Genomic DNA, 25,062 nt, shown 5'->3' with positions numbered 1-25,062 from the left:
TTCTTCTATATATGTTAAAAGGTTATTGTTTCTACGGTTTCATCAGTTCTCTCCAGCCCGCTATGCTGTAAGCCGCATATTGTTCGAGCGCACGCTCTACCTCGCAGCTTTCATAGTCTTCGTGCCGCACAAGTTCGCAAAAAACGTTCATCCAGGTGGAACTGGTGATATGAATAAAGAAGGGCGAGATGTCGATATTGATGTGCGGATAGCGTTCTTTCATCAGTCGCAAGTATTCCGTGCCTACTTTCATCTGGTGCTCGATAATCTTGTCTTTGTATCCGGCGAGCGATGTCCCTTCGGCGTTGAACAGCAACAGGCGCAGTTCGGGACGATAATTCTTTACAAGCGTCTTCATCGCACTAATATATTCATCCTGAAACTCACTCACGTTGAATACGTCGATGCTTAGATGTCGCTCTTCGTTGTGTGAAAGGATATGGCGGTGGAGGGCAGCAATGAGCGGACGCAATACCTCGCGCAACAGATCATCCTTGCTGCTGAAATAGTTATAAACATTACCGGCGGCGATACCCGCCTTGCGTGCCACTGTGCGGATGGACGTGCTTCTTACACCGTGCGCGATAAACTCCTCGCGCGCTGTCGCGAGAATGCGCTGCCGTATATCATCTTTCAGTATTTGCATATCGAATGGGATTTATCAATAATGAACTTCGTTTCGCTTTGTTCATAAAGAAAACGCACCGTTCTTCGTCTGAACGGTGCGTTTGGGGCAATGTGAATCCATACCTTTGTTGTATGTGATGTCTATTTCTTATCATAAATCGAAATTTATCTGGTGCAAAGATAGCAAAGTTGCCAGAATGCTGCAATACCCAAAAGCAGGTATTTTGCAATAAACACTTGTGTGTATTGAATGTTTATAGGTCAAACTACATATTGCGAAATAGAATATGAAGGGTTTCAGTTCTACAAAATCAATACCCCTTTATAATTCTCCTCCAATATCCTCTCCAAGTCCGAGCCTTATAGAGTATCTTTTCTGCAAACTGCGTGTAAGGAATAATCCTCCTGTCCCGATAGATCTGCAAGGTGCGAGGGCTGATATACAGCCAATCATACACCTTCTTACTCGTTAGGAATTCTTCTCTCCGAATGCCTTGTGGCAGCATTCTGTAAGGCTCAAGATTTCGTCTCTGAGCTTTGCTCAATTGGTTTCCGTAATGGTGTAATAGTTTATAATCTTATCTTGTTATTTCAGGCCTTCCCTGTTTCCACCGGAAAAGGTAATAGCATGCGTACGCCTCTCAAAGTAGCAGAGAAATATCTATGAGTTCAAATACTCTGCAAAGCACTACCAAATTATAGTTCGTCAACAGACTGAAGAAAGAATTTCTCCAACCGTTCTTGCCCAAAGGTTGGAGCTTGCATATCCATTGCCATAGCGGTTAGGAAGAACTCAAAAGGTCCGTAGGTTTTGGAAGAAGTGAATGTATGCAAGAGGAAGAGAATGAAACGGCGTACTACATCGGGAAGATGGTGAATAGTTACAGACATATCACAAGCTCGCAATGCCAGTTCTGCAATCTGATTATGAGTCAACACGTCTGGCCCGCCAATACAGAGTTCCTGTTGGTCACTTTGTAAGACATCGACGATTGCCCGGGCAAGATCGTTACCATGGATTGGGTTCATATGCAGCTCACCGTGTCCGAAGAGCCATACGCTCCCATGCTTTGCCATTTGCAAGAAATCTTTCATATCAGAGAAGAACCCTGTAGGACGAATGATACAATAGTCCATTCCTGAACCTTTAAGATAATCGACCAGCCGTTCTTTGGCTTCGCAGATTTTCAGATGCCGCATTTGTTCACCATTGAACACAGAAACATAAACAAAGCGTTTCACACCACTGCGGCGCGCTTCGTTTATCAGATTGGCATTCGCTTGAAAATCCACATCCATATAGGTCTTCCCCTCTTTCTGCCGCGTAATACCGACAGTGCTAATCACTACATCAATGCCTTCGCAGATGCCTTTCAGCGTATCGGCTTGTGTTACTTCGCCAGTCCTGATGTCTAAATGCGGGTAGGTACTGATAATGCGTGAGGGATTTCTTACCACAATTCTGGTAGAATAACCTTGACAAAGGAGTTCATCCATTACAAATCTTCCGAGATAACCAGTTGCACCTGCCAACAGTACACGGCATTGTGATGCAGGAATTGTATTATGGTTAGTTTTCATCTTGTTACTATTTTTGTATGTCTGATGAGAATGTGGAGTGTCAATAATCGCTGCGACAGGCTCACCCCATCGCAGCGAAAATAATTAGTAAACAGGGGGGCAGTATTACGGCTGTTCACTTCCTCCGCCCCCGCCAGCCGGTTTCTTCTTTGTCTTCTTTGCAGGCGCCTCCACACGCTCGTAACTTACACCCGAGAGTGTGAAATACTTCTTCGAAGGCGAGAGTCTCACTACGGGGCGGGTGATGTGGATATTAGGGTTGAACTCTGTCTTGCCTTTCTCCACGATTCTACTTTGAAACGAGGGTGTGAGCGTGCCGATATCGCCGAACTCCACGATATCTCCGTTTTCCACATGCCGTTTCGCCATTTCGGCAGCAAGGCGAAGCACTGCCTCTACCTCTGCACCGGTGAATGTGGTTGCGTGCGCCACTTCGTCGCAGAAACTGCGGTGATCTACTCGCTTGCGCCCTGTCGGGCGAGCCTGAATGATAATCTTGCCGGCGTATCGGCCAACTGTTGCCTTGCGCTCGGTGAGCGTGTAAGTCAATGGTCTGTTTGCCATAGTTTTTGGGTGTTAAAGTTTTGTCCCTCAGAAATAATGTTTCGCCAACTGTTAGAGTGAGGAACTTTCTCTGCCGTCAGCCCAGTATTTAGTTATCTGTCGGCAAATATACAAAAGTATGATGACATTTCCAACAAAATATGACATCATATTCTTTCAAATATGACGTCATTTCCAACAAAACATGACGTCATATTCTTCCAAATATGACGTCATGTTTTCCGTAATGGCAAATGATTTTACCCTGTTCAATCATTTAAAGTACCGATGATTTCGTGTACAGACGCACAACCGTGGGCATCGAGCCACGCATTGATTCCGTCACGAATCTTGATTGTTACGGCAGGATCGAGGAAGTTGGCCGTGCCAATCTGCACCGCAGTTGCGCCTGCCATCAGAAACTCGATGGCATCTTTTGCGTTGCAAATGCCGCCTAATCCGACAACGGGGATCTTCACTGCACGGGCCGTCTGCCATACCATCCGCAGTGCAACAGGTTTTACACATGGCCCGCTCAACCCTCCCGTGCCAATGCTGAGCACAGGTTTCCGACGCTCGATATCTATCGCCATTCCCATCAATGTGTTGATGAGCGATACTGAGTCGGCTCCTTCGGCCTCGCAGACACGAGCTATCTCGGTGATATCCGTTACGTTCGGAGACAGCTTGACGATAAGTGTCTTGCGATACCGACGGCGCACTGCTCTGACCACTTGGGCTGCTCCGGCACACGTTACACCGAAAGCCATCCCGCCCTGTCGCACATTCGGGCACGAGATGTTGAGCTCGATGGCGGGTATTCTGTCCAATTCGTCGATGCGAGCAGCACATTCTGCGTAGTCGTCGGGTGATGAACCGCTTACGTTGACGATCATATTCGTATCGAAATCCTTAATCTGCGGATAGATATTCGCACAGAAATAGTCTACACCTTTGTTTTGAAGTCCCACGCAATTAAGCATTCCCGAGGGCGTCTCTGCCATTCTGGGATAGTCGTTTCCTTCACGAGCGGCGAGTGTAGTACCCTTTACAATGATGCCGCCGAGACCATCCAAAGGAACGAAATCGGCATATTCGAGCCCGTAGCCGAAAGTTCCCGAGGCTGTCATTATCGGGTTTTTGAGGTGCATCGCACCGATATTTACGTTCAAAGTTGCCATAATAATCTATTTATATTGAATACAGGGCCTTCCTGGCATACGCACACATTTCCTTCGGTCGACTTCTCTACGCAACACAGACAGGCACCGACACCACATGCCATCACGTTTTCTAAGGATACTTCGCACGGCGTATTGCTCTGTCGGGCATAACGGGCCACGGCTTGCATCATCGGTTTCGGTCCGCAAGTAGCAATGAAATCGAAATGCTCTCGGCACAAAATCGAATGGTTGGTAACGAATCCTCGTTCGCCGAAGCTGCTGTCTTCGGTGGTCACAAACACACGACCGGTAACCTCGAAATCACTCATTTCCAAGAGATCTGAGGCCGAACGAGCTCCCAAAAGAAATGTAGGTTCGCCGCCCATAGCTTGAATTTGGCGTCCCAAATACAGCAAGGGAGCTACGCCAACACCGCCTCCGACAAGTAAAAAACGCTCTGCCGGCGACTTCGGAAGTGTGAATCCGTTGCCCAAAGGCAGCATACAATTGAGTTGATCACCGGCTTTCAATCGAGCCAGTCGTCGTGTTCCGTCACCGATCGCAGCCACAAGCAGCCACAATTCATTGGCTTTTCGATCTACGAAATTAATGGAAATAGGGCGTCGAAGAAATGTTGTCGGCGAGTCGTCGACACGCACTTCTACAAACTGTCCGGGCAACATATCCGGCAACGGGCGGCTGTCTGTGAGCCGAATCAGTACATATTTCTCACTGAGTCGGGTTACTTGGCTGACCATTAAGTCAAGACAAAATTTCTTCATCATTGTTTTTTCAGTCATCATATTGCAAAGATACAAAAGAAAGTGCAGACCAATGCGAATCCAACTCATTATTCATCGCATCGAGCCTGCACATCAATGATAAAGTATTTTACAGATTGTTAAAAACAGACTATTTGTCGGGTGAGAAAGTTTCCCACGTTTTATCATCATAGAAGACGCGTATTTCGGTAATTTTCCGTTGTGGTTTGTCAATATATTTCATATTTATTTTTTCTTTCTCTTGGGAGTTCTGATACCCTCCTTGGCCTTTGTTCCCATCGAAAAAAGATGTGGGTGGGGTAGAAGATTCATCCTCAAAAACCAACATCTGATTTGAATCCGTAATCCCATCTGCAACCGGATGCTGAGCAGAATTTGACTGCTCAGCAACGTACATAGATCCAGTTCCGAAGAGCAACCAATCTGTTGAGATTTTCGGAATCTTATTTTTAACGGCCTCAACAATGTTGATGGTAGGTCGAGTTCGACCGTTAAAGATGCTGCTCAATGATGCCGGAGACATTCCGATGAATTGAGCAAAAGTTTGTTGAGTCATATGTTGACCCTCCATTATTTGTCTGATTCGATCTTTCATTTCGTACTTCATTAGTCGATTTCAGTCCCAATAAGGGCCGATTTCTAAGACTTTACAAAGGTAAATGATTTTTCCGAGATAACCAACAAATCTATATCAAATTTTGATTTATGAAATTTTGATTTGTAGATTTAATATTTTAAATATGTCAGCGGATGTTTATCGGATTTTAAATTTATAAATACAAATATGAATTCATAGTCGATATACATTGTAAACTATTACTTTATATAATTCAATTAATTATCTGACATATAGTTCTTTACCGTTAATAAACAAGCTATTCATATACTATTTATGCAGCATTTTAGTCTAAGAGGTCGTAAAGCCATTATAAACTTTCAAACAATTGATATGTAAGTATCTGGTTTTCAGTCATTATTTATCTTTTGGAAGCATTGTATATGTATTCGTTCAGCATTATAAAACAAAACGTTTTGCGATTGATTTACAAGTTAAAATGCATAGAATAAAATATAAATCACTACATTCTACACAACAAACATAAATTATTAGGGTTTTAAAACCGATATGTAAAGATGCGAATACACATAAGTAAATGTAAAAGTAATATAAAAGTAAATTTCAAGAAGCTGTAAATGGTCATTTTTTCCATTATTAAAGTCTTTGTGAACAGGAGCCAATTCGTTTGCAAATACGCGAATTATGGAGGAGGAAAAAGAGCTTAAAGTACTGTATTTCTTACCAGTTAGAGCGAAAAAAAGCTCCTATCAGAATGCTTGAAATAGCTGAAAAGAGGGCCGAAAACAGTTTAAAAAGGACTAAAAAACGGTCAGAAATGAACAAGGAATGGCAAAAACGATTCCCGTTTATGGTAAATTATCAATGCAAAATAAAGAAAATGAGCTCTTTCATCAATTCTCCGAGTGGTGTATTGGGATTATCCAACCCTTTACTCTTGGCATCCACCTCTCTGATCTTATCTATAATCTGCATCGTTTTCATCCCACTGTAATTACGCATACCTATCATATAATCTTTAACAGCCCACACCGTCCGAAGTTCTAAGTATTGAGCGACTGATTTTTCATCATTTCTATTAGGTGCATAGTAAGCTATCATCAAATTCTGGAAGTAATTAAAGAGTAGCAGAAGGAATGAGAACAGCGATCCGGATTTAGGATTCTTGTCAAGATATTTCATAATTTGATTTGCCTTGAATATATTCCGATTGACAATTGCATCGCGAAACTCGAAAGCGTTAAAATCCTTGCTTACTCCGATTTGCTGTTCGACGATTTCAGGAGTCACCCGTTTGTCATTTTGAGGAAGCGAAATCAGCAGCTTATCGAGTTCAGAAGTAAGACGTGACAGATCGGATCCGATATGATCGGCAATCATTGTTGCCGATTTATCATCAATCGTAACTCCTTGCATTTTCAAATAACCTGTGATGAAACCGGGCAATTCATAGTCTCGTTTTTTCTTGCTTTCAAACACCACTCCGACAGCTTCGGCCTTGGGAACGAGTTTTTTTCGTCGGTCGATCGTACCGTTCTTGTAACACAATACCAATACGGTCGACCTCACAGGAGCATCGAGATATTTCTCAATCGCCTCGAATCCACGCATTGCTTGCGCCTCCTTTACAATAACCACACGATGTTCGGCCATCATCGGATACCCTTTGGCCTGGTCGACAATCTGTACTGCTGTGGTGTCTGCACCGAAAACGATGTTTTGATTAAAGTCGCGCTCCTCGGGAGTCAGCACATTTCCAGCGATGAAATCGGCAATTTTGTCGATATAATAAGACTCATCACCCATCAAAACATAGATAGGCGCGAAGTTGTGCGCCTTCAAATCGCGCATAATTTGGTCGAAACCGACCGCCGTTTTTTTGTCTGCCATATAATAATAGGTATAAGTTCGGGAAGAAAACTGTGTCTCATCCGTCCTTATCACGCATCTTTTTAGTAATTTTGCATACGCACTTGCAAATATAACAAAATGATTCGATTAAACCTACCCGCATTTAAAATAAATCTCGCCGGTACGCAACAGCACCCTGCTATTTTTGATATTCTGCGTCGAAAATACGTTGCGCTTACACCCGAAGAGTGGGTTCGACAACACTTCATTCATTTTCTGATTGAACAAAAGGGCTATCCCAAGACTCTGCTTGTTAACGAAGTGCAACTTAGGATAGGCGAAAAAAGCGTACGAGCAGACAGTGTTCTTTATGACACCGACCTACATCCGCGGATGATAATCGAGTATAAAGCCCCTTCTATTCAACTCACACAACGGGTGTTCGACCAAATTTCTGTTTACAATATGTTGCTCCATGTAGATTATCTCATCGTGAGCAACGGACTGCAACATTATTGTTGCAAGATGGATTACGAGCATAACACTTACACTTTCGTCCCCGAAATCCCTACATATAACGAAATCTGACTGCTTCTAACAACTTTCGCGAGAAGCGTGTAAAATCGACCGATCTTACCATCGTTCCCAAATATGCAAATCTCATATAAGAAAATGGGCTGCGATTAATGGTTAAACGTGTTGTGATTAACCATTGAATGCACTGTGTTTAACCGTTAATCGCCCGACGAAAAGCCGTTAATCGCGAGCTGTTTAACGGCTAATTAGAAGGAAGACGACTCATTGAAGAGCGACCGGTAGGGGCTGAAAAATTTCCAAAAGAAAGTTCTTAAAAACTCAAAAACTTATAAACTAATGATCCCAAAGCTCTCATTTTCCATTTAAATATATTAAATTTGCAAATAAATAAACCCTGGATTATTAAACCAACAACCGAATAAAATGAAGATTATAGCCTCTTTATTACTATCGACAGCTCTGTTTTCGGTCCTTCCGATTAATGCAACGGGCAACAGTAAACAACGACTCTTCGAAACGAAAAAGACCGATACGATTCCCTATCGTATTCCCGCAATTGCCACGTGTAGCAATGGTGACCTTATCGCCGTAAGTGATTACCGATACTGCAAAGCAGATATCGGCTTCGGACCAGTGGATTTACATTATCGCATCAGCCGTGACAACGGGCGTACTTGGGGCCCCGAGGCGTTGTTGGCTGATGGCAATGGTATCGAAAAGGGCAACGTTTGGGATTATGCTTTCGGCGATTGCGCCATTGTGGCAGACCGTAACGGCAGCGAGGTTCTCGTGCTTTGCGTGGCCGGCAAGATGCCCTACTCCCGCAGTATGCGTGCCAATCCCACCCGAATTGCTTGTTTCCGAAGTCACGACAACGGTCAAACGTGGGACCAAGGAACGGAAATTACCGAGCAAATTTACGGCCTTTTCGACCACCGCAAAACCGGTCCCATCCGCAGTTTATTTGTTGGTTCTGGTAAAATTCATCAAAGTCGCTACGTCAAAACGGGTAAATTTTATCGCCTTTATGCTGCTCTCTGCACATATTCCGGCAATTTTGTGATTTTCAGTGACGATTTCGGAGACACGTGGAAAGTCTTAGGCGATGCCGATGAGTCGTGTTGTCCTGATGGCGATGAACCCAAATGCGAAGAGCTTCCCAATGGAAGTGTCGTACTAAGTTCACGTTCCGAGGGGCGAATGTTTAATATTTACACTTTCACTGATATTAAATCGGGTGCCGGACAATGGGGAAGACGGGCTAAAGCGACGGCTTTCGAGGGTATCAAAAACGCCTGCAACGGCGAGATTTTAGTTCTTAAAGCTCGGAATACGGCTACTCGTCGCCCCACGTTTGTGGCTGTTCAGTCAGTACCTTTCGGTTCTCAACGTGCTAATGTAGGCTTCTTCTATCGCGAATTAGATACCGCTCATCTCACGCCTGAAGCTTTTGCAGATGACTGGCACAAAGGTTTGCAGGTAAGTAATGAGGTTTCCGCCTATTCTACAATGACTCCGCAGCACGACGGCCGCATTGGTTTCCTTTGGGAAGAAGGCCCCACCAATTACAACATTGACTATATATCGTTAAGTCTCAGCGATATTACAAGGGGCCGATTCACTATCGACCGGTCTGTGAAAAAGGAACAGAAGCACAGTAGAAAATAACGATTTATACCGTAAGAAAGTGCCGGCAACGGCACTTTCTCGATATAATCAGATTCCTATTACCGTAAAACGGCATTATATTTGCGCACCCTCGACATATCAAAAAACATCTGATTATGGCAGCAGGAAAATGGATCGGAGGCTTCTTAGGCTTCATTACAACTGGTAGTCCGCTCGGAGCTCTGGCCGGTTTTACGCTCGGTGCACTCTTCGATGCAGGTATGGACGCCGTCAATACAACTGATAACACTTCTTATTCGGCGTTCGGCAATACCTATTCGGGTGCAGATGCTCGGCAGAGAATTTATGAAGGGCAGCGCAACTCGTTTCTCTTTTCCCTGCTGGTTTTGTCTGCTTACACCATCAAAGCAGACGGACGGGTAATGCATTCGGAGATGGAACTGATGCGAAAGTTCCTCCGCCAGAACTTCGGTGATACCTCCGTGCAGCAAGGCGAACAGATTCTGCGCCGACTGTTTGAGCAACAAAAGCAGATGGGAGACCGCGAATTCGGCAATATTATACGCCGCAGTTGCACACAGATTGCAATGAATATGGATTACGGTCAGCGCTTGCAGCTGCTCAATTTCCTCGTAATGATTGCCCAAGCCGACGGCAATGTGGCTCCCGAAGAGGTGAATGTGTTGCGCGAACTCACCCGATATCTCGGTTTATCGACTGCCGAACTCGATTCAATGCTCTGGCTCCGCGACAATGATTTGGAGTCAGCTTACAAGGTGCTGGGTATTACTTCTACTGCTACTGACGATGAGGTAAAAGCCGCTTATCGCCGAATGGCGCTGCAACATCACCCCGATCGCGTGTCTGTATTGGGTGAAGATATCCGTAAAGCAGCCGAAAAGAAATTTCAAGAAATTAGCGATGCCAAAGAGAGAATTTACAAAGCACGAGGACTTTAACTACGAAATGCATCTAAGGAAAAGGCACCCACTTGCATTATTAACTACAAATAGGTGCCTTTTTCATATCACTTTGTCTGCAAAAATCAATCTTCGCTCTCCTCTTTCTTCGTCTTACGGATGGCGCGTTTGCGCTTCGGTTTCTCGTCAGTGACGGCTGTATCGATCTTGACTCCGGCCAATTCAGGATCTACCAAAATGCGACCGCAATATTCACAGACGATAATCTTCTTGTGCATCTTGATGTCAAGCTGCCTCTGCGGCGGTATTTTGTTGAAACAACCGCCGCAAGCGTCACGCTGAACATAAACGATTCCCAAACCGTTGCGCGCGTTCTTACGAATGCGTTTGAAGCTGCTCAGCAAACGAGATTCTATCTTTGTCTCGAACACTTTGGCTTTATCTTTCAGCTTTTCTTCCTCTTCGCGCGTCTCTTGCATAATCTCATTGAGCTCGTTTCGCTTCTGTTCGAGATCGTCTGTACGTGCAGCAATCTGTTCCCGCACGCTATTCAGGTCGCGATCACGTTCATTAATCTTGACGATTGCTTCTTTAATCTTCTTGTTACAAAGCTCAATCTCAAGTGATTGGAACTCGATTTCCTTGCTCAGTGTGTCGTACTCGCGGTTATTTTTCACCTCTTCCAGCTGCATTTTGTATCTGTCTACACTGATTTGAGCCTGTCCTATCTCAGCCCTTTTCTGCGAAACGGCTGCATTAAACTCATTGATCTCACTCTCAATCTTATCAACACGAGTGATGAGTCCTGCAATTTCGTCTTCCAAGTCTTGTACTTCAAGGGGCAACTCGCCTCTCAATGCTTTCTTTTCATCGATGGAAGATAACGTTGTCTGTAACTGATAAAGCGTCTTTAGCTTCTCTTCGACAGACAGATCTGTTGGGTCTTTCTTTGCCATACTTGCTTTATAAATAGATGATCGGATTGGTGTTGGTTTTGGTGAGATAGCACGTCACTTTATCGCCACACGTCTCCTCAATGATTGATTTAAATATTTCGTTGGTAAATTGTTCGCTCTGAAAATGTCCGATAACGGCAATCTGTGTCTGCTGTTCGTGTCCGAAGTATTCGTGATAGTGCATTTCACCGGTTATGAAAGCGTCGGCTCCCGCCGCAATAGCATCTTCAAGCAGAAATGAACCGGCACCTCCGCAGAGGGCAACACGCTGAATCGGGCGGCGAAGTAACTGGTTGCACATTACGCATTCCACGTCAAATACACGTTTGAGTATCATTATAAAATCATCGGCTGCTACCGATTCGGACAATTCGCCGATAACTCCGCTGCCGCATTCAATGCCGTCTACCATCTTCGATGCAAAGAAACGGATATCTTGCAAACCTATTTTCTCAGCGATTTTAAAGTTTACACCGCCTCGTGCATTATCCAGATTGGTGTGCATCGAGACGACAGTTACATTGTTGCAGATGGCTTTCATCACTGTGCGCTGCACGTAGTCGGTATCCGTAATCTGTCTTAACTTATGGAAAATCAGCGGGTGATGTGACACAACTAAGTTGCAACCTAATGCCACAGCCTCGTCAATCACCTGCTCGTTGACGTCTAAACACAATAAAGCCCCTGATACTTCCGCCTCCGTTAATCCGATTTGCAGGCCGGCATTATCATAGTCTTCCTGCAAGGGCAGAGGCGCGAATCGTTCAAGGGCGTTGATAATCTCCTTTATTTTCACGCTTTATCAGCCTTTCATTACCATACAACGCGTTTCGCATTGCACACGATATCACGATTAAATGATATTTGGTTACAAAGTTAATGATTTATTTTAAGAATAGGATATAGTGTTATTTGTATTTAAAAATAATTAAGTTTTAAGGCGGTAATATGATCTATCTGTGGCCAATATGTCGGGGATTCTGATGCGAAAAGCCGTTAAACATCGTGCAATTAACTGTTAATCGTGCTGCATTTAATCATTAATCACCTTGTGTTTAACTGTTAAATGTACTCCTTTTAACCGTTAATCAGAATGTAGTTGGATTTTAGTCTTTATACATCTTATATCTTGTTGATACACAATTAATTGATAAGATGATGTAAAAATGTAGGAGATTTGTTCATCGAAATAGTTATATGGATAATGAAAACGGTTGTTTTCAAACTCCTTTTATAGTTTATTCCAATGTTGTATGGTCTATTATCGAATGTTTAAAAGTTGTTATGTGCGCCTGATAGGACTCGAACCTACACATCATAAGACACCAGATCCTAAGTCTGGCGCGTCTACCAATTCCGCCACAAGCGCAGTATGAGTATGTTTTCAACCGCTGCAAAGGTATGGATTTATTTGCAAACAGCCAAATTATTGCGTCAATAAATGGCGCGCATATTCGATGATCGCATCACGACCTTGAATAATATCAGCCATCGTTAGCCCCACTTTGTGATCAGGATCGATGCCGAATTCTGTGGAATGTTGGTCTTTATCATACATAGGACACGCCGAAAAACGAACGCCCCAACCGTTAGGCAACTCGCTGGAGAATGGTAACCCTGCGCCGCCACCGGTCTTATCACCGACGATGGTTGCCTTCGGACAACATCGCATATACTTTACAAACTCATTGGCAGCACTATATACCCGTCTATTTGTCAGTACAGCTACTCGTTTTTGCCATCTGATACTGCGGGCTGGACGTAATCGTTGTTCTCGCATCGACGAGAAATCGTTGTGTCCTTTGCCTGTTTTGTGTTGCATATACCCCACAAGCAGTTCTTTGTTTGTGAATCTTGCAGCCAATGTTTCGGCACTGGTAATGAGTCCGCCGCCATTGTTTCGGATATCGATGATAAGTCCGTTGCAGGGTGCGAAATAGGCAAAAATCTCATCAAGATTTCCTGATCCGAAGCCGTTTTCAAAGCTGGCACAACGCAGATATCCGATGTTGTCATCAAGAATGCGGTATTGCATTCCGTTGGTTTGCCTGTAATCGGTGCCGATGTATTTATTAAATAATGTATCGCTGAAATTTGTCGGGAAGTCTTCGTGCCACGACCAGTTGCGTGCCAGGTTGAAACGGGAGTACATATTGACGTGTCCGTCGCGCAGTTCGGCCAACATATTGCCCAGGACTTCAAAGAGTTGGTCTTCTGTCATACCCTCGTTGAACTGCCGTGCATATTTATCGTGCACCTCGTTCCAATCAAGGTTATAAGTCTTTTGTTTGTAATCGAAAAAGCAGTAATGCTCGTCGATGATGCGCCAAAGGGCTTCGAAATTGCCGTGAGGATTGTTGGCAAATGTTGTTTCGTCTACACACGAGGTAAGCCCGATGGTCGACAACAGGACGGCAAATGTAAGGAGGATGGACTTAAAGTTCATTTAGCGAATCTTGATAAATTTGAATTTCTTCACAACACCTATCACAACGGCGTGTGTATAAATGTGAGATTTGAGATGATTGATATTTGTCTGCCGGAAATCTCCAAGATAACCGATACGGCAAGTACCGCCGAGCAGTGGAAAATCGACGGCCAACAAGTGGCGCATAGACGGTGCATTGCCAATGAAGGTAGGTACAATGTTATGGTCGTAATTGCCTTTTGCAAACAACTCATAATAAGACTGTCCATAATTAGGACTGAATCGCAGTCCGATTAACGGTATTTCGGCTTCTAAACTCACGTCAATCGCACGGCGTTTAATCATTAATCGATAGCAGGCAGCTACAGAAGGCGTCAGATTGAGTGCTGCGAGTGCCTGTGCAGGATTGTTACCGTTGCGCGTGTTATAGATAAATCCGAGGTCAGCATCGATCATTCCGCCAGCTTTAAGTTGTAGTCGGTCAGCTATTGGCTGCCAATTGAGATGCCAACCGTAACTGAACTGATAACGGCCTGCAATCTCACTTCCGATACCCGAACGGTTACCGGCTTGTGCGATGCTGCCTTGATGGACTATCATTTGTGACCATTTGCGCTCCTCGTGTCTGCGAATGGTGTGCGAGATATAACGGAGCTCGGTTCCGGTATATTTCTCAGGAGAGAGGTATGTATCGAGAATATTGATTGCACCAAGGCTTATCATCCGAGCATTTGTAATCACTTTGCGACCAATGAGCGTGTCGGTTTGTGCACTGGCGGATAATGAGACGAGGCTGAACAGCAGTAGAAACACGCGCATCGGCCTGCATTCGAAGATATTATTGACTGTTATCATCGCTGAAAAGACTTAATTGCCCCGTTATCTCATTAATTACTTGCTGCTGACTTTTGCCTGCATCGGGGTCGAGATTTTCTATTTCTTCTTCCTCGTTTCCTGTCTCATCGTCTGGGGTCTCATTTTTCTCCGGGAAACGAGTAGGCTCCAATTCTTCGATAGTGCCGATCTGATAGGTAGAGATTCGCTTGCCTTTGGCCTTGAATCCTTTCACGCCGATGAACTCATCTACGTCTATTTCTATTGTGTCTCGGAATGAGTCGTGACCGGCAAAAGTTACTTTCAGCCGTGGATAAAACACATCCGAGAGCAGTACGAGCTTGTTTTCGGCATTCTCACCTAGGTAATTTTGATGGCGTTTTGTGGCTTCCATCAAGAAGCGCTTCACATAAGCGTAGCCTTGGTTATCTGCATCGAAGAGCACGGCTGTCCACACTTTCTCCGCATTCCACTTCTCAATGACCTGTATATTGTCCTCATAGTGGTTGTTGGCATCAAAGTTTGTGATGTAAAATTCACCGTTATCAAGTACTACAAGAATGGCATCTTCGTCGTTGAACTCGCCTAAATAGCGGCCGTGTTCTTCGTAATTGATTCGGTTTACATCTGAGTCGAACCACACTTTACGACCACCGAGGGTAGAATGTCCGTGACTTTTCAGCCCGATTCGATGCACAGGCTCTTTTGTCAGCAGGTTACCCTTCGACGTTCTGCCCTTGATCAGCACGTTAGAAAAGTCGCGTTCGAGGAATATGTTTTGTTTTTTCTTTTTAGGATTGGGGTCTAACGTAATTTTGATTACTTCTGCTTCGCCATTCGGGTTGGCTGTAAAATAAACGACTTTTGAGCCTGGTGTGCCTTGCGTTAAGTCGTATTCCTTGTCGCGAGTCATACTCGTTACATTGAAACGCTTATAATAATAGAAGCCTTGTCGACCGTCTCGGTAAACCACATTATAGATTGTTCGTTTGTCATTCTTTTTAAACACCTGTACGTGCAGAATGTTTTTGCCAACGAAAATCTTGTCGGCCACGCGGATAATCTTGTATTTCCCGTCACGATAAAATACGATGATGTCGTCGATATCAGAACAGTTGCACACAAATTCATCCTTTTTCAGACCCGTACCAATGAATCCTTCTTGGCGATTGATGTAGAGTTTCTCATTGGCTTCAACCACTTTGGCAGCTTCGATGGTATCAAAGTTCTTGATTTCGGTCATCCGTGGGTGCGCCTTTCCATATTTATCTTTGATAAACTGGAACCAATTGATGGTGACGCTTACCATCTGTGCAAGGTCGCGATCGATCTCGTCGATCTCCGCCTGCATCTTAGCGATGAGTTCGTCAGCTTTGTCTTTACTGAACTTTAAGATGCGTTGCATCTTGATTTCCATCAGTTTGAGAATGTCGTCGTGGGTTACTTCACGAATTAGATCGGGTTTGAAAGGTGCAAGCCGGTCGTCAATGTGGTTCACGGCGGCATCCATATTTTCTGCGTTTTCAAACTTCTTGTCTTTGTAAATACGCTCTTCGATGAAGATTTTTTCAAGCGACGAGAAGAAGAGTTGCTCCAAAAGCTCATCTTTTCTGATTTGTAACTCGCGCCGCAAAAGTCCCATTGTGCTGTCGACACTATACCGAAGTACGTCGCTCACGGTGAGAAAACAAGGCTTGTTATGCTCTATTACACAACAATTAGGTGAAATATTGACTTCACAATCGCTGAACGCGTAGAGTGCATCAAGCGTTTTGTCCGATGAAATGCCCGGTCCCAGATGCACCTGAATCTCAACCTCGGCCGCCGTATTATCATCTACTTTCTTGGCTTTGATCTTTCCTTTGTCTATTGCTTTAAGAATCGAATCGATGAGTGTCGTTGTCGTCTTGCTGAAAGGAATTTCCTTGATGACCAATGTCTTGTTATCCTGCTTTTCAATCTTGGCTCGCACTTTCAAGACTCCGCCTCGTTGGCCGTCGTTATATTTGCTTACATCAATGCTTCCACCCGTAGGAAAGTCTGGATAAAGCTGAAAATCCTCACCGCGCAGATACGCAATGGCTGCATCGCAGATTTCATTGAGATTATGCGGAAGTATTTTTGAACTCAGTCCGACGGCAATTCCTTCTGCGCCTTGCGCCAAGAGTAAGGGAAATTTAGCCGGAAACGTAATCGGTTCTCTATTTCGCCCGTCGTAGCTTTGTTGCCATTCGGTAGTCTTCGGATTGAAAACCACGTCGAGTGCAAACTTTGATAGCCGAGCTTCTATATATCGGGGAGCGGCCGCTCGATCGCCCGTGAGAATGTTTCCCCAGTTTCCTTGCGTATCTATGAGTAGTTCTTTCTGCCCCAACTGCACTAGAGCGTCGCCAATGGAAGCATCTCCGTGCGGGTGGAATTGCATCGTATGCCCTACGATGTTGGCCACTTTGTTGTACCGCCCGTCATCCATTCGCTTCATCGAATGCAGTATTCGGCGCTGCACGGGTTTCAATCCGTCTTCGATATGAGGCACTGCCCGCTCAAGAATTACGTAAGAAGCGTAATCCAAAAACCAGTTTTGATACATCCCGCTAAGGTGATGTACGGCTGCAGCATCAAATCGATTCACAGGCCGATAGTCTGAATGTGTTTCTACATCCAGTTCTTTTTCTATTTCGTCTAATGTATCGTTGTCTTTTATTTCGTCGTTCATATCGTGTTGACTATTCACTATATTACTCAAATTTAACGCAAAAATACAAAGAAATTTCGGAAAAGTCGCTACCTTTGCAGCAATTATTCGGAAAATACTGACATTTGAACGATGACACGGAAGGGTGTCGAGTGAGTCAAGATTAATAATAGACAACGAGGAAATGGCACAAGAGGATGTTTTTAAGAAGATCGTTTCGCATTGTAAAGAGTATGGATTCGTCTTCCCAAGCAGTGATATTTACGACGGATTAGCAGCTGTTTACGACTATGGGCAGAACGGTGTCGAACTGAAAAACAACATTAAGGAGTATTGGTGGAAGAGTATGGTGCTGTTGCACGAGAATATTGTGGGTATCGATTCGGCTATCTTTATGCACCCTACTATATGGAAAGCGAGTGGCCACGTAGATGCTTTCAATGATCCGCTTATCGATAATCGCGATTCGAAAAAACGTTATCGGGCCGACAATCTGATTGAAGATCAGATTGGAAAGTATGATGAAAAGATCGAAAAAGAGATTGCCAAAGCGCGTAAACGATTCGGAGACAGTTTTGATGAAGCTAAATTTCGCGAAACTAATCCGCGTGTGTTGGAGCATCAGCAAAAGCGAAATGCTCTGCACGAACGTTATGCAGCGGCGATGCAAGGCCCCGATTTGGCTGAATTGAAACAAATTATTCTCGACGAAGGAATCGTCGATCCGATCAGCGGAACAAAGAATTGGACCGATGTCAGACAGTTTAATCTGATGTTCTCTACCGAAATGGGGTCGCTTTCTGATGCCGCCAATAAGATCTATCTGCGGCCGGAGACAGCGCAGGGAATATTTGTTAACTATCTCAATGTGCAGAAAACGGGTCGGATGAAATTGCCGTTCGGCATCGCACAGATAGGAAAGGCATTCCGAAATGAGATTGTTGCGCGCCAGTTTATTTTCCGAATGCGCGAGTTCGAACAGATGGAGATGCAGTTCTTTGTAAAGCCCGGTACAGAGATAGAGTGGTTTATGAAGTGGAAAGAACTGCGAATGAAATGGCATCAAGCACTCGGTTTCGGGGCAGAGAATTATCGATTCCACGATCACGAGAAACTAGCTCACTATGCCAATGCCGCTACCGATATCGAGTTCCGGATGCCGTTCGGATTCAAAGAAGTGGAAGGTATCCACAGTCGGACAGACTTTGACTTGTCGCAACACGAGAAATTCAGCGGTCGGAGTATTAAATACTTCGATCCGGAAACCAATGAGAGTTACACGCCGTACGACATCGAGACCAGTATTGGAGTAGATAGGATGTTCTTGTCGATAATGTGTCATAGTTACGAAGAGGAGCATTTGGAGAATGGTGAAACGCGCGTTGTGTTGAAATTGCCTGCTGCTTTGGCACCTGTTAAGTGTGCAGTGATGCCGTTAGTAAAGAAAGACGGATTGCCTGAAAAGGCTCGTGAGGTAGTCAATGGCTTGAAGTTTCATTTCAATACGCACTATGAGGAGAAGGATTCGATTGGTAAACGCTATCGTCGTCAGGATGCAATAGGCACGCCTTATTGTGTAACCGTAGATCATGATACACTCAAAGACAATAAGGTTACATTGCGTTTCCGTGATACGATGATACAAGAGCGTGTGGATATAACGGCTCTCCGCAATATAATCGAAGACAAAGTGAGTATTCCGAGCCTTTTAAAGAAATTGCAATAAATGATGAAGACAAACGTATTTACCTATTTGTTTACTGCTTTATGCACTGTTTTTACACTGTCATCGTGTCGGGAAACTGATGATTCTAAAGTAGAATTTGAAGACTGGCAGACTCGAAACGAAACTTATTTCAGTAATATTTACGCCCAGGCAAAAGCTAATTCGGACGGCACTTGGAAGTTACTTCACAATTGGTCGTATAACGATGGCGTGGTGACAGAGCCCACAGGCTATGTCGCAGTGAAGGTTCTCACAGCTGGAACAGGGTCAGGCAGCCCGTTATATAGCGATTCTGCGCGGGTGAGTTGTGTCGGACGCATTATCCCCTCAACTTCTTATGCAGATGGATATGCGTTTATCCGAACCTATAATGGCACATTTAATCCTAATACGGTGGCTCCGATCAATATCGGTGTGCACGGAACTTTCGGTAAAGCGACTAAGACTTTCACTCCGTATAATGTCCCCGACGGTCTCACAACGGCATTGATGAATATGCATATCGGCGATCGTTGGCTCGTTTATGTACCTTATCGGCTTGGCTATGGCACTCGTACGGCCAATTATGTCCCAGCTTACTCTACCTTGATTTTCGACATTTTGCTCAGCGGTTATTCCCGTGCAGGTGTCAAAGTGACTGATGGAAAAGCAAAGAAAACTACGATATGGATTGAAGAATAAGCAATACCGATCATATAAATGAAAAGAGACGCGACTTTAATAATCGCGTCTCTTTTCGTTATTTGTGATCACTGTCCGTAATATTACAACTTGTTGATCACCTTTTGCAGCTGTTCGCCGAGACCGATGGTATAGCCTTGGGAAACAAAGACGATTCGATTGAAAGTGTCAGCGATTATGAAAATGGGGAGCAAACGGTCGGTTTGGAGTTTCATCTGGGCTGTGATCTGGCGCTTAATACTACCGTCTCGGTCGATGCCGAAGATAGTATTGGCTGGCAATTCACCGAAATCTTTGGCATTAAATTTGGCTGCGTCGGCTTCATTTTCAAATAATAAGACGAGCGGACGACCCCATTTATTTAACGAAGACTTGACGTTTGCAATGTCGTGCAAGGCGTGATTGGTTGGCTCCTGACCCACACCGAGGATACCCACAACAAAGTATCCGCGGCCAGTCTGTGAGAGAATGGATACGTCTTTGCTGTCTTTGCTGAACTTTGATTCGCTATCGAAAGAGCCGATCACACTCACTTCGTCAGTGCTTGTACGTATATCGAGCGGTAAGGTCGTGGTTTTATCCGGCCGAATCGTGAATATTTGCGTGTTGGCCAGTACACTTCCGTTGGCCAATCGTGTGCCCGTTGTGAGCAAGTAAGTGCCTACATCAAGGCGAGCACCATTTTTGAAAGTGTTCGACCATTTTGTTCCGTTGCTCTCATCGCTCGTTCCGTCGTAGAAATTGAGCAGACTCGTCGTTCCGTTTTCTATTTTTGAAATCGTGAAATGCCTGTAATATTTCGGGTCATCTAAGTATTTCGTGGGCTGGTAGGTCAAGGTCAATGTGCCGGTGGGGGCTGCCTGTTGTTGCACGGCATCAAAGTTGACATCGATCCAGTGGCCGTTTTCGCGGTATTGAACTTTGGATGTAACGACGTCTTTACGTGCGGGAATTCCCAAACTACGCGCAACGTCAACGAAGAAGATATCTCGTGAGCGTGTGTCGGTAAGGCGCGCGTGCCACACACCGATAGGAGTCTGAGCAATACGCAGGGCTTTCGGGTCGGGATAGAGGCGCAGATTAGCCTTTACCCATTTCACAAGCTGTGCGGGATTGGCACGGAATCGGTTGGCGGTCTGCTTATCGAAAGCCTTTTCCAATTGCTGTTTAAACGGCGCGATAATCATTTCGTCTTCTACGCGTGGGCACACTTCATCGCTTGATGCATTGAAGTTGTCTTCGAGAATCTCTGTCGGAATGTCTCTCAAATCCTTGTCGCTGAGTGATCGAAGTAGACTGAAAGCACGTGCGGAACGGTCTTTATGACGGACAAGGAACGACAAAATGACAGCGTGATTGCCGCGTGCCTTGACGAGAAAAGCTATTATGCTGTCGGCCGGCAGACCGTTTTCGAGTGCAGCCTTGCGAGCTGTCTCTTCGTTATAGAATGTTGATGTATAAGCTGTTCGCACCGAATCTTCGTATGCGAAACGACGGAGATTGGCCTGCCGCTTGTCTTCGGGCACATCGGGCAACATCACTTTCTCGACTGGCGGCACAATATCGAAAACCTGTGCGGGATAATGCTGGCGGCGATTGTCGGTTGCGGCGCATCGATCGAGCCGTATTGTGATCTGCTTATCCTTACCGAACGACGCCTTGGAAAAGCCGTACCAACCATCTTTTGACGCCCAAACGAGCATATCTCCAAGTCCGGAAGTGAGAAAAGTGCGCCCTTTTGTATCGGTATATTTAGTTACCACGGTGAAGAATTCGGCGTAGTTATAGATCTTAAAATCTACGCGTGCTTGACTTATAGGCTTCCCGACGTGGTCGACAACCGTGAAATCAGTGCGGGCTGTGGCTGCATAGTTGCCGATCAGGTTGATTTCCGTGAAGTTGGAAGTACGAAGCATCACCTCTTCCGGACCGTTATAGTCGCCGAAAGCTCGTGTATGCATCAGCATTGCACGTGAAGCTGGGGCATTGAACCAACCCAAATTGAGCACGGCTTCAGGTTCGCAGGCCCCTAAGAAATACCATCGTCCGTCGGCCCAAGCCTCTACCCACGCGTGATTATCATCGGTATGGGCCCATCGCGGCGTGTAAACCTGTCGGGCTGGGATACCGATTGCGCGTAGCGCAGCCACTGTAAAGGTACTCTCTTCACCGCAACGCCCGGTGGCAGTACGCATAGATGCGAGTGGCGAAGAGGTACGCGCGTCTGACGGTTGATAGGTAACGTGCTCGTGACACCAGTGATTTACCTCTAAAATAGCATCGTACATGCTCAATCCTTTTACACGATCTTTCAGCGCTTGATAGAACTCCGAGCGCGAGTTATCAAGATTTTCGTTGTTCACGCGGATAGGAAGCACGAAGTGACGAAACAGCAGTTCGGGTACCTTTTGCCCCCAAGGCATTTCCTGTTGTGTGCGGAACGAAGTACGAACATTGTCTAAATAATAAGTCGTTGGATAATCCGTAGCATCGGCCAACGGCATATAAGCATACAAAAATTCCAAAGCCTCGCGCTCTTTCGGTGTAGCTTGTTGGCCCGAAAGATTGAAAAAGCGACTTCCTACGAGGTTGATCTTCTGCCTGAAAGCCTTTTCCACTTTGGTCCGATACGTGGGATTGGAAAGAAAATGATTGTCTGCGGCTATTGAAAGGCACGTGAGCAGAACGCTCAAAGATAAGATAAGTCTTTTCATACTATGTGCAGTTGAAATGCAAAACGAGGCCGGATATACCCCGTTTTGCATCGGATTTATTTCCGAATGGGTATTTTCTCGATACGGCGCAGATGTCTGTCACCCTCGAAGTCGGTACTGAAATACTCGTCCATAATATTTCGTGCAGTGGCATTGTCGATGAAACGGCCAGGCATTACGAGCACATTTGCATCGTTATGCTGCCTGCTTAGATGGGCAATTTCGGGTGTCCAGCACAATGCGGCACGTATCGCGGCGTGTTTGTTGAGCGTGATGCTGATGCCCTCTCCGCTTCCACAGATGGCGATTCCGGGATAGACGTTACCTTGTTCGAGGCCTTCGGCCAGTGCGTGTGCATAATCGGGATAGTCGCAAGAGGTTTCGTCGTAAGTTCCGTAATCTTTATAAGGAAGCCCTTTTTCATCGAGATATTGCTTGACAAACTGTTTGAGTGCAAAGCCGGCGTGGTCGCTGGCTAAACCGATAGTTTTTATTTTCATTGCTGTTGGGCTAAAAATGCTTTCACCTCTTTATATATATGCTCGCCCGTAAAGCCGAGTTTCTCGTCTAAAACTTTGTAAGGAGCGGAGAAACCGAAGCTCGGTAAGCCGAATACACGACCTTCAGCGCCCACTAATCCTTCAAGTGTCACGGGCAGTCCGGCTGTCAATCCGAATATTTTCGAGCCGTGGGGAAGAATCTTCTCTTGGTATTCGGGCGTCTGACTACGGAATAGCCCCTCGGAAGGAACGCTCACAATGCGTACGCGGAGGTTGTCTTTGTGGAGGAGTTCGGCCGCTGCTTCAAGTGTGGAAACTTCTGATCCGGAAGCCAAAAGAATGATATCGAAGTCGTCATCGCTGCCTGCTACCACATAGGCTCCGCGTCGGGCTTGGCTGTAGTCGTTTCCTGTGGGCAGCTTGGTCACATTCTGTCGAGAAAGGACCAGTGCCGTCGGTGTGTCCATATTTTCCATAGCCATCTGCCAACAAACGGTGGTTTCGTCGGCATCTGCGGGTCGGAACACGCGCATACTGTCTCTGCCGTGATGGTTTTTCAGCTTTTCCATCAAGCGGATTTGAGCTTCCTGTTCTACGGGTTCGTGTGTAGGGCCATCTTCTCCGACACGAAACGCGTCGTGGCTCCAAATGAATTTGATAGGTACTTCCATCAAAGCCGCCATTCGGATGGCCGGTTTCATATAATCGGAGAATACAAAGAAGGTGCCGCAAGCAGGCAGAACGCCGCCGTGCAGATACATTCCGATACACATACAAGCCATTGTCAGTTCTGATACTCCGGCTTGGAAGAATGCGCCTGAGAAGTCGCCGGCCGTCATCGAATGGGTCTTTTTGAGGAAACCATCGGTCTTATCGGAGTTCGAAAGATCAGCCGATGAGCATACCATATTATGTACTTGCTCTGCCAAAACACTCAAACAAACCGAACTCGCAGCACGAGTGGCCGATCCTTCGACCTGTGTGATGTTACTCCAATCTACTTTCGGTGCCCGTCCTGAGAACCATTCCTGCATCTCGGCAGCCTTTTCCGGATGTGCTTTTGCCCACGTTTCTTCTTGTCTACGACGGGCAGCAACGATGTGTTTCAGTTCTTCCTGCCGTGCAGCGTAAAGGTTTTTCACCTCGTCAAAAACCACGAACGGGTCAGCAGGATCGCCCCCGAGGTTTTTCACCGTATTGCTGTAAGCCTCTCCGCCGAGCGGTGCTCCGTGTGTTTTTACGCTGTGTTCATAGCTTGTTCCATCGTCTTTCAAGGCACCTTTACCCATTACCGTCTTGCCGATAATCAGCGTGGGGCGTCTCGATTCAGCCTTAGCTTCGGTCAGTGCATAGTGTATTTCGTCGGCATTATTACCGTCGATAGTCAGTACCTTCCATCCCCACGCCGCGTATTTGGCCGCAGTGTCTTCTCGCATTACGACTCCGCACTCGGTCGAAAGTTGAATATCATTGGAGTCGTAGAACATAACGAGGTTGTTTAGTCCGAGTAAACCGGCCAATCGTCCGGCACCTTGTGAAATCTCTTCCTGTATACCTCCGTCGGAGATATATGCGTAAATGGTGTGCTGCATCACCTCTTTACCGAGGCGGGCAGCCAAGAATTTCTCGGCAACGGCAGCTCCGGCGGCAAACGTGTGCCCCTGACCCAGCGGACCGGAAGTATTTTCAATGCCCCGCATCAGATCGCGTTCGGGATGTCCGGGAGTAGGGGAGCCCCATTGGCGAAACGCTTTCAGTTCGTCGATCGTAAACTTTCCTTGCAGTGCAAGAGCAGCATAGAGCATCGGAGACATATGTCCCGGGTCAAGATAAAAGCGATCACGACCCGTCCAAGTGGGATCTTCGGGATCGTAAACAAGGAACTCTGAAAAGAGCACATTGATGAAATCGGCTCCTCCCATAGCGCCGCCAGGATGTCCGGATTTTGCTTTTTCGACCATAGAAACAGCCAAAATGCGGATGTTATCTGCTGCGCGGTTCATTAAATTCTTGTTATTCATTATTTTAGTTATTATGGATTAATCTTCTGCAAAATTACGATTTTATATTCAGATAGGCGATTGATTCGCTCGGTATTTTGTCTTTTCTTACTTTTTCCGTAATTTTCGGTTATTTGAATGAAAATGAATCGCGATCGGGTTGTAAGTATATCATTATGAATTTCGTTGACAAAAGACAGTCGGCTGAATGTGGACTTCTGGAGTGAAAATATTTGCTTTCGAGCACGAAAATAGTTTCTAATTAGGAGATTTATAGCTTGAGATATTGTGAAAGGTGGCTTTTGAGAGGTCTGAAAG

The 25,062-nt window shown here is 45.4% G+C and carries 20 protein-coding genes, 1 tRNA gene and 1 pseudogene; 5 read left to right on the top strand and 17 right to left on the bottom strand.

Annotated elements, in window-relative coordinates; all coding sequences use genetic code 11:
• Positions 1 to 31 precede the first annotated feature (31 nt).
• The 8 genes and pseudogenes from RWY97_RS07025 to holA all read right to left on the bottom strand — a co-directional run bounded on the left by RWY97_RS07025 (position 32) and on the right by holA (position 7,163).
• The gene (locus RWY97_RS07025) at positions 32 to 646 is read right to left on the bottom strand and encodes a TetR/AcrR family transcriptional regulator (RefSeq protein ID WP_315566317.1); all 615 of its coding nucleotides are present in this window, start codon (positions 644 to 646) and stop codon (positions 32 to 34) included.
• A 284-nt stretch (positions 647 to 930) separates the two neighbouring features.
• Positions 931 to 1,172, bottom strand: a pseudogene (locus tag RWY97_RS07020) (hypothetical protein).
• Positions 1,173 to 1,323: 151 nt separating this feature from the next.
• Complete coding sequence (locus RWY97_RS07015; protein ID WP_315566315.1) at positions 1,324 to 2,208, bottom strand: SDR family oxidoreductase; 885 nt, start codon at positions 2,206 to 2,208, stop codon at positions 1,324 to 1,326.
• 105 nt (positions 2,209 to 2,313) lie between these two features.
• Positions 2,314 to 2,772, bottom strand: a complete 459-nt coding sequence (locus RWY97_RS07010) for an HU family DNA-binding protein (RefSeq protein WP_024992409.1) — start codon at positions 2,770 to 2,772, stop codon at positions 2,314 to 2,316.
• A gap of 248 nt (positions 2,773 to 3,020) precedes the next feature.
• Complete coding sequence (locus tag RWY97_RS07005) at positions 3,021 to 3,932, bottom strand: dihydroorotate dehydrogenase (protein ID WP_021582999.1); 912 nt, start codon at positions 3,930 to 3,932, stop codon at positions 3,021 to 3,023.
• Positions 3,920 to 4,696: a dihydroorotate dehydrogenase electron transfer subunit gene (locus tag RWY97_RS07000; RefSeq protein WP_315566320.1), complete on the bottom strand. Its 777-nt coding sequence runs from the start codon at positions 4,694 to 4,696 to the stop codon at positions 3,920 to 3,922. Before RWY97_RS07000 ends, RWY97_RS07005 begins: the two co-directional genes overlap by 13 nt.
• A 130-nt stretch (positions 4,697 to 4,826) precedes the next feature.
• Positions 4,827 to 5,291, bottom strand: coding sequence for a helix-turn-helix domain-containing protein (locus RWY97_RS06995; protein WP_024992411.1), 465 nt, complete (start codon positions 5,289 to 5,291; stop codon positions 4,827 to 4,829).
• 843 nt (positions 5,292 to 6,134) lie between these two features.
• Complete coding sequence (gene holA, locus RWY97_RS06990; protein WP_315566311.1) at positions 6,135 to 7,163, bottom strand: DNA polymerase III subunit delta; 1,029 nt, start codon at positions 7,161 to 7,163, stop codon at positions 6,135 to 6,137.
• A 99-nt stretch (positions 7,164 to 7,262) separates the two neighbouring features.
• Between holA and RWY97_RS06985 the strand changes: the two genes are divergently transcribed.
• From RWY97_RS06985 to RWY97_RS06975, 3 genes are all read left to right on the top strand, one after another.
• Complete coding sequence (locus RWY97_RS06985) at positions 7,263 to 7,712, top strand: type I restriction enzyme HsdR N-terminal domain-containing protein (RefSeq protein WP_021583039.1); 450 nt, start codon at positions 7,263 to 7,265, stop codon at positions 7,710 to 7,712.
• A gap of 372 nt (positions 7,713 to 8,084) precedes the next feature.
• Positions 8,085 to 9,329: a sialidase family protein gene (locus tag RWY97_RS06980; RefSeq protein WP_315566309.1), complete on the top strand. Its 1,245-nt coding sequence runs from the start codon at positions 8,085 to 8,087 to the stop codon at positions 9,327 to 9,329.
• 116 nt (positions 9,330 to 9,445) lie between these two features.
• The gene (locus RWY97_RS06975; protein WP_315566308.1) at positions 9,446 to 10,249 is read left to right on the top strand and encodes a TerB family tellurite resistance protein; all 804 of its coding nucleotides are present in this window, start codon (positions 9,446 to 9,448) and stop codon (positions 10,247 to 10,249) included.
• Positions 10,250 to 10,335: 86 nt separating this feature from the next.
• Here the strand turns inward: RWY97_RS06975 and RWY97_RS06970 are convergent, their stop codons facing one another.
• The 6 genes from RWY97_RS06970 to RWY97_RS06945 all read right to left on the bottom strand — a co-directional run bounded on the left by RWY97_RS06970 (position 10,336) and on the right by RWY97_RS06945 (position 17,144).
• Positions 10,336 to 11,166, bottom strand: a complete 831-nt coding sequence (locus RWY97_RS06970) for a zinc ribbon domain-containing protein (RefSeq protein WP_315566306.1) — start codon at positions 11,164 to 11,166, stop codon at positions 10,336 to 10,338.
• Positions 11,167 to 11,173: 7 nt separating this feature from the next.
• Positions 11,174 to 11,962 (bottom strand): Nif3-like dinuclear metal center hexameric protein, encoded by a 789-nt coding sequence (locus RWY97_RS06965; protein ID WP_315566304.1) that lies wholly within the window; start codon positions 11,960 to 11,962, stop codon positions 11,174 to 11,176.
• 491 nt (positions 11,963 to 12,453) lie between these two features.
• Positions 12,454 to 12,535: transfer RNA gene (locus tag RWY97_RS06960), tRNA-Leu, on the bottom strand.
• Between the two features lie 57 nt (positions 12,536 to 12,592).
• The gene (locus tag RWY97_RS06955; RefSeq protein ID WP_021583080.1) at positions 12,593 to 13,612 is read right to left on the bottom strand and encodes a S41 family peptidase; all 1,020 of its coding nucleotides are present in this window, start codon (positions 13,610 to 13,612) and stop codon (positions 12,593 to 12,595) included.
• Positions 13,613 to 14,449 carry a DUF3316 domain-containing protein gene (locus RWY97_RS06950; protein ID WP_315566303.1) on the bottom strand — a complete coding sequence of 279 codons (837 nt, stop codon included), beginning with the start codon at positions 14,447 to 14,449 and terminating at the stop codon, positions 13,613 to 13,615.
• The gene (locus tag RWY97_RS06945; RefSeq protein ID WP_315566302.1) at positions 14,433 to 17,144 is read right to left on the bottom strand and encodes a DNA gyrase/topoisomerase IV subunit A; all 2,712 of its coding nucleotides are present in this window, start codon (positions 17,142 to 17,144) and stop codon (positions 14,433 to 14,435) included. The genes RWY97_RS06950 and RWY97_RS06945 overlap by 17 nt, the downstream gene beginning before the upstream one ends.
• Positions 17,145 to 17,307: 163 nt before the next feature.
• On the opposite strand from RWY97_RS06945, the gene RWY97_RS06940 reads away from it, so the two are divergent.
• Positions 17,308 to 18,849 carry a glycine--tRNA ligase gene (locus tag RWY97_RS06940; RefSeq protein ID WP_273175490.1) on the top strand — a complete coding sequence of 514 codons (1,542 nt, stop codon included), beginning with the start codon at positions 17,308 to 17,310 and terminating at the stop codon, positions 18,847 to 18,849.
• On the top strand, positions 18,850 to 19,530 hold the full coding sequence (locus RWY97_RS06935; protein WP_051522029.1) for a BamJ family beta-barrel-assembly machinery protein: 681 nt from the start codon (positions 18,850 to 18,852) through the stop codon (positions 19,528 to 19,530).
• Positions 19,531 to 19,613: 83 nt separating this feature from the next.
• Here RWY97_RS06935 and RWY97_RS06930 read toward each other — a convergent pair whose 3' ends face one another.
• The 3 genes from RWY97_RS06930 to RWY97_RS06920 are packed head-to-tail and all read right to left on the bottom strand — an operon-like array spanning position 19,614 to position 24,765.
• The gene (locus RWY97_RS06930; protein ID WP_315566300.1) at positions 19,614 to 22,244 is read right to left on the bottom strand and encodes a transglutaminase-like domain-containing protein; all 2,631 of its coding nucleotides are present in this window, start codon (positions 22,242 to 22,244) and stop codon (positions 19,614 to 19,616) included.
• Positions 22,245 to 22,300: 56 nt separating this feature from the next.
• Positions 22,301 to 22,744 carry a ribose 5-phosphate isomerase B gene (gene rpiB, locus RWY97_RS06925; protein ID WP_021583054.1) on the bottom strand — a complete coding sequence of 148 codons (444 nt, stop codon included), beginning with the start codon at positions 22,742 to 22,744 and terminating at the stop codon, positions 22,301 to 22,303.
• A complete protein-coding gene (locus RWY97_RS06920; RefSeq protein ID WP_315566298.1) occupies positions 22,741 to 24,765 on the bottom strand; it encodes a transketolase family protein in 2,025 nt (674 codons plus the stop codon). Before RWY97_RS06920 ends, rpiB begins: the two co-directional genes overlap by 4 nt.
• Between the last annotated feature and the right edge of the window lie 297 nt (positions 24,766 to 25,062).

The organism is Hoylesella pleuritidis (assembly GCF_963541955.1).
Lineage (GTDB): Bacteria > Bacteroidota > Bacteroidia > Bacteroidales > Bacteroidaceae > Prevotella > Prevotella pleuritidis.
The sequence above is the reverse complement of the archived record's forward strand: the minus strand, read 5'-3'. Positions and strand labels throughout refer to the sequence as shown.

Coding starts and splice junctions, on each gene's coding strand:
- RWY97_RS06920 (WP_315566298.1), bottom strand. CDS start 24,765: ATGAATAACAAGAATTTAATGAACCGCGCAGCAGATAACATCCGCATT.
- RWY97_RS06955 (WP_021583080.1), bottom strand. CDS start 13,612: ATGAACTTTAAGTCCATCCTCCTTACATTTGCCGTCCTGTTGTCGACC.
- rpiB (WP_021583054.1), bottom strand. CDS start 22,744: ATGAAAATAAAAACTATCGGTTTAGCCAGCGACCACGCCGGCTTTGCA.
- RWY97_RS06985 (WP_021583039.1), top strand. CDS start 7,263: ATGATTCGATTAAACCTACCCGCATTTAAAATAAATCTCGCCGGTACG.
- RWY97_RS07015 (WP_315566315.1), bottom strand. CDS start 2,208: ATGAAAACTAACCATAATACAATTCCTGCATCACAATGCCGTGTACTG.
- RWY97_RS07010 (WP_024992409.1), bottom strand. CDS start 2,772: ATGGCAAACAGACCATTGACTTACACGCTCACCGAGCGCAAGGCAACA.
- RWY97_RS06935 (WP_051522029.1), top strand. CDS start 18,850: ATGATGAAGACAAACGTATTTACCTATTTGTTTACTGCTTTATGCACT.
- RWY97_RS06945 (WP_315566302.1), bottom strand. CDS start 17,144: ATGAACGACGAAATAAAAGACAACGATACATTAGACGAAATAGAAAAA.
- RWY97_RS06940 (WP_273175490.1), top strand. CDS start 17,308: ATGGCACAAGAGGATGTTTTTAAGAAGATCGTTTCGCATTGTAAAGAG.
- RWY97_RS06930 (WP_315566300.1), bottom strand. CDS start 22,244: ATGAAAAGACTTATCTTATCTTTGAGCGTTCTGCTCACGTGCCTTTCA.
- RWY97_RS07025 (WP_315566317.1), bottom strand. CDS start 646: ATGCAAATACTGAAAGATGATATACGGCAGCGCATTCTCGCGACAGCG.
- holA (WP_315566311.1), bottom strand. CDS start 7,163: ATGGCAGACAAAAAAACGGCGGTCGGTTTCGACCAAATTATGCGCGAT.
- RWY97_RS06995 (WP_024992411.1), bottom strand. CDS start 5,291: ATGAAAGATCGAATCAGACAAATAATGGAGGGTCAACATATGACTCAA.
- RWY97_RS06950 (WP_315566303.1), bottom strand. CDS start 14,449: ATGATAACAGTCAATAATATCTTCGAATGCAGGCCGATGCGCGTGTTT.
- RWY97_RS06975 (WP_315566308.1), top strand. CDS start 9,446: ATGGCAGCAGGAAAATGGATCGGAGGCTTCTTAGGCTTCATTACAACT.
- RWY97_RS07005 (WP_021582999.1), bottom strand. CDS start 3,932: ATGGCAACTTTGAACGTAAATATCGGTGCGATGCACCTCAAAAACCCG.
- RWY97_RS06970 (WP_315566306.1), bottom strand. CDS start 11,166: ATGGCAAAGAAAGACCCAACAGATCTGTCTGTCGAAGAGAAGCTAAAG.
- RWY97_RS07000 (WP_315566320.1), bottom strand. CDS start 4,696: ATGAAGAAATTTTGTCTTGACTTAATGGTCAGCCAAGTAACCCGACTC.
- RWY97_RS06980 (WP_315566309.1), top strand. CDS start 8,085: ATGAAGATTATAGCCTCTTTATTACTATCGACAGCTCTGTTTTCGGTC.